The organism is Desulfocurvus sp. (genome assembly GCF_023230885.1).
GTDB lineage: Bacteria > Desulfobacterota > Desulfovibrionia > Desulfovibrionales > Desulfovibrionaceae > Desulfocurvus.
In genome coordinates, this window is record NZ_JALNWM010000277.1 from 1 (window position 1) to 3218 (window position 3218).

The 3218-nt window shown below is 76.9% G+C and carries 3 protein-coding genes; all 3 read left to right on the top strand.

Annotated features, from left to right (window positions below; genetic code table 11):
* On the top strand, window positions 1–920 hold a 920-nt coding region (locus M0P34_RS14585; protein ID WP_291500417.1), incomplete at its 5' end, for a methyl-accepting chemotaxis protein.
* Window positions 921–1014: 94 nt separating this feature from the next.
* Complete coding sequence (locus M0P34_RS14590; RefSeq protein WP_291500420.1) at window positions 1015–2466, top strand: MBL fold metallo-hydrolase; 1452 nt, start codon at window positions 1015–1017, stop codon at window positions 2464–2466.
* Window positions 2463–2984, top strand: coding sequence for a ribosome biogenesis factor YjgA (yjgA, locus tag M0P34_RS14595; protein ID WP_291500422.1), 522 nt, complete (start codon window positions 2463–2465; stop codon window positions 2982–2984). Before M0P34_RS14590 ends, yjgA begins: the two co-directional genes overlap by 4 nt.
* Window positions 2985–3218: the final 234 nt, after the last annotated feature.

A 3218-nucleotide genomic window follows, 5' to 3' on the forward strand; every position in this document is an offset into this window, starting at 1 on the left:
AGGCCGAGAACATCGGGCAGATCATCGGGGTCATCAACGACATCGCCGACCAGACCAACCTGCTGGCGCTGAACGCGGCCATCGAGGCCGCCCGAGCGGGCGACGCGGGCCGGGGCTTCGCCGTTGTGGCCGACGAGGTGCGCAAGCTGGCCGAGAAGACCATGAACGCCACCAGCGAGGTCGGCGCCCAGATCGAGGCCATCCAGCGGGGCGTCGGCGGCACCCGCGAGGGCATGGACCAGGCCGCGCGCATGGTGGACGAGGCCACGGAGGTGGCCCGCAGCTCGGGGAGCCTGCTGGCGGAAATCGTCGAGCTGGCCGGGGAGAACGCCGCCCAGGTCCAGTCCATCGCCGCCGCCGCCACCCAGCAGTCCGCCGCCAGCGGGCAGGTGGCCCGGGCCGTGGCCCGCGTGGAGGACATCTCGCGGCGCACCGTCGGGGACATGGAGCGCTCGGCCCTGGCCCAGGGCCGCCTGCTGGAGCGGGTCCACGACCTGGGCGGGCTCAACGGCGCCTTCGAGCTCATGGGCGGCGGCAAGGTCCAGGAACTGATCGCGGCCCTGGGCGCCTCGCCGGACGTGCTCTGCCTCGAACCCCGCCGCCAGGAGGACGCCCTGCGGCGCGCCGCGCGCGACGCGCCCTTCGTGGAGCTGCTCTACCTGACCGACGCCCGGGGCATCCAGCCCGTGCCCAACGTCGCCCGCCCCGGGCGCGAGAGCCCCGCCGACGCGCGGGCCCGGGGCCGCGACTGGTCATCGCGGCCCTGGTTCACCGCCGCCGTGGAGCTGGGCGCGCTGGCCATCTCCGGGGTCTATGTGTCCCAGGCGTCGGGACGGCGCTGCATCACCGTGTCCATGCCCCTGCGCGACGCCGACGACGCCGTCCTGGGCGTGCTGGCCGCCGACGTGGCCCTGGACTGACCGCGCCCGCGGGGCAAAGGCGGGCCCCGCCGCTGGACGCGGGCGCCCTTCTCGGCTATCCGGGGTCCAAGGGGGCTCCCCCCCGGGAGGACTTGTGCTCGACACCCCGCAGCCACCGCAGTGGGACATGGTCCCCGGCGCGCTGGACACGGCCATGCTGACCTTCGCGCGGCGCCCGGGCGTGCTGCGCTGCAACACCTATGTGCTGCGGACCCCGCAGTATGTGCTGGTCATGGACCCGGGGGCCGACGCCGTCCAGGCCCGGGCGGCGGGGGCCCTGGCCGCCGGGCTGCTCCGCGAGGCGCCGCTCCAGGCGGCCCTGTGCCTGACCCACTGCCACCTGGACCACTGCGCGGCAGCGGGCGAGGTGCTCGCCGCCCTGCCCGAGGCCACGGTGGTCTGCCACTGCCAGGGGGCCGAGGCCCTGCTGCGGGCCGACCCCGACCTGACCCTGGCCGGGCTCACGGCCCTGCGCGTCCCCGTGCTGGCCGACGTGCTGCCCCTGTTCCAGGGGCCGGGCCCGGCGGGGGTGTCGCGGGCCATGAACACCCCCGGCGGCGGGCTGCGCTCCCTGTCCATCCCCATCAGCCCCCGCGACGCGCTCCAGGTCTACCACACCCCGGGCCACAGCCCCGACAGCGTGTGCTACCGCGTGGGCGGGGCGCTTTTCGCCGGCGACCTGCCCTTCGCCGCCGGCCCGGGGCTGCTGCGCCTGCCCGGTTGGGACGGTGTGCAGCTCGCGGCCTCGCTGGAAAAAATCATCTGGCTGCTGGACCATTGCAACGTGACCACCGTGCTGCCCGGCCACGGGCGGGCGCTGGACCGGGGCGAGGCCCGGCGCGTGATGTCCGCCATGCTCGCCGACCTGCACGGGCGCGCCGAGCTGCGCGCCCCGGCGCCGGGCCCGGCCTTCCCCCAGGCCCTGCTCGGGGCCTGCGCGGGGCTGCTGGCCGAGGCCGGAAAGGCCGCGACCCCGGAGCTGCCCTCGGCCATGCCGACCCCCGAGGCCCTGCCCGGGCTGCACCTGCGCCTGGCCCGCCTGGCCGAGGCCCTGGACGCCGCCCCCGGCGCGCAGGACGACCACGCCGCCCACGCCGCCCGCCGCGCCCGGCGCAGGCTGGGCGACCTGCTCTGCGCGCTGCACGGCTTCCGCTTCGCGGACCACGCCGGCGTGGCCGAGACCAACCAGACCGTGGGCGGGCTGCTGGCCGGGCTGGGCGGTGACGGGCGTTTCGCGGGGTTCGCCCTGGATTTCGCCCCCGCCTGCCCGGGGCCCGAGGCGCGCATGGACGCCGAGGCCCTGGCCGACCTTGTGGAAACGGCGCTGGAAGCCTACAAGGACGCGGGCGCCCCGGGCGCGCGGGTAGCCGTCCTGGCCCGGGGCGACGCCGTGACCGTGACCGTGCGGCCCGCCCCACCGGCCCCGGAGCTGCCCGGCCCCCTGGCCGAATACCTGCGGCTGTCCATGGCCGCCTACGGCGGCGGCTTCGAGGCCGCCCCGGGCGGCTGCACCTTTCTCATGTCCCGCGCGCGGGAGGATCGATGACCTGGGAAGAAGAAGATTACGGCGACGAGCGCAAGAGCAAGTCGCAACGCAAGCGCGAGATGCACGCCCTCCAGGCCCTGGGCGAGACCCTGTGTGCCCTCGGGGCCGAACGGATCAGGAGCCTGGACCTCCCGCCCGCCCTGGCCGAGGCCGCGCTGTTCTCCAAGACCCTGACGGCCCACGAGGCCCGGCGGCGGCACATGCAGTACATGGGGCGGCTGGTGCGCGAGCACATGGGCGACCCCGACGGCGAGGAGGTCGCCGCCCTGCGCCGGGCCCTGGACGACATGGACCACCGCAAACGCGCCGAGGACGGCGCCTTCCACCAGGCCGAGGCCTGGCGCGACCAGCTCGTGGCCGGCAACCTCGACCTGGTGGAGGACATCGCCGCCCTGCACCCGGACCTGGACCGCCAGCATGTGCTGACCCTGGCCCGCAACGCCGCCCGCGAGGCCGCCAAGGCCAAGCCGCCCAAGGCCAGCCGGGCGCTGTTCCGCTACCTGCGCGACCTGGGCTGAGGCCCGCGCGCCGCCCGGCGCCCCCGGCGGCCTGACCGGGGCGCCGGGGCCGCCATGCGCGCCCCGGCCCGGAAGCCGCGCGAGGATTCCGCCGCCCCCGGCGGCCCGGCTCCGGGCGCGGCGCTCCCCCGGGGCCTCGCGCGCAAGCCCGGGCCGCCGGAGCCCGCGCGCGGCCGCTGTGGTTCACCGAAGCCCCGTGCGGCGCGGGCCGTCCCCTTCCCGCCGCGCCGCCCC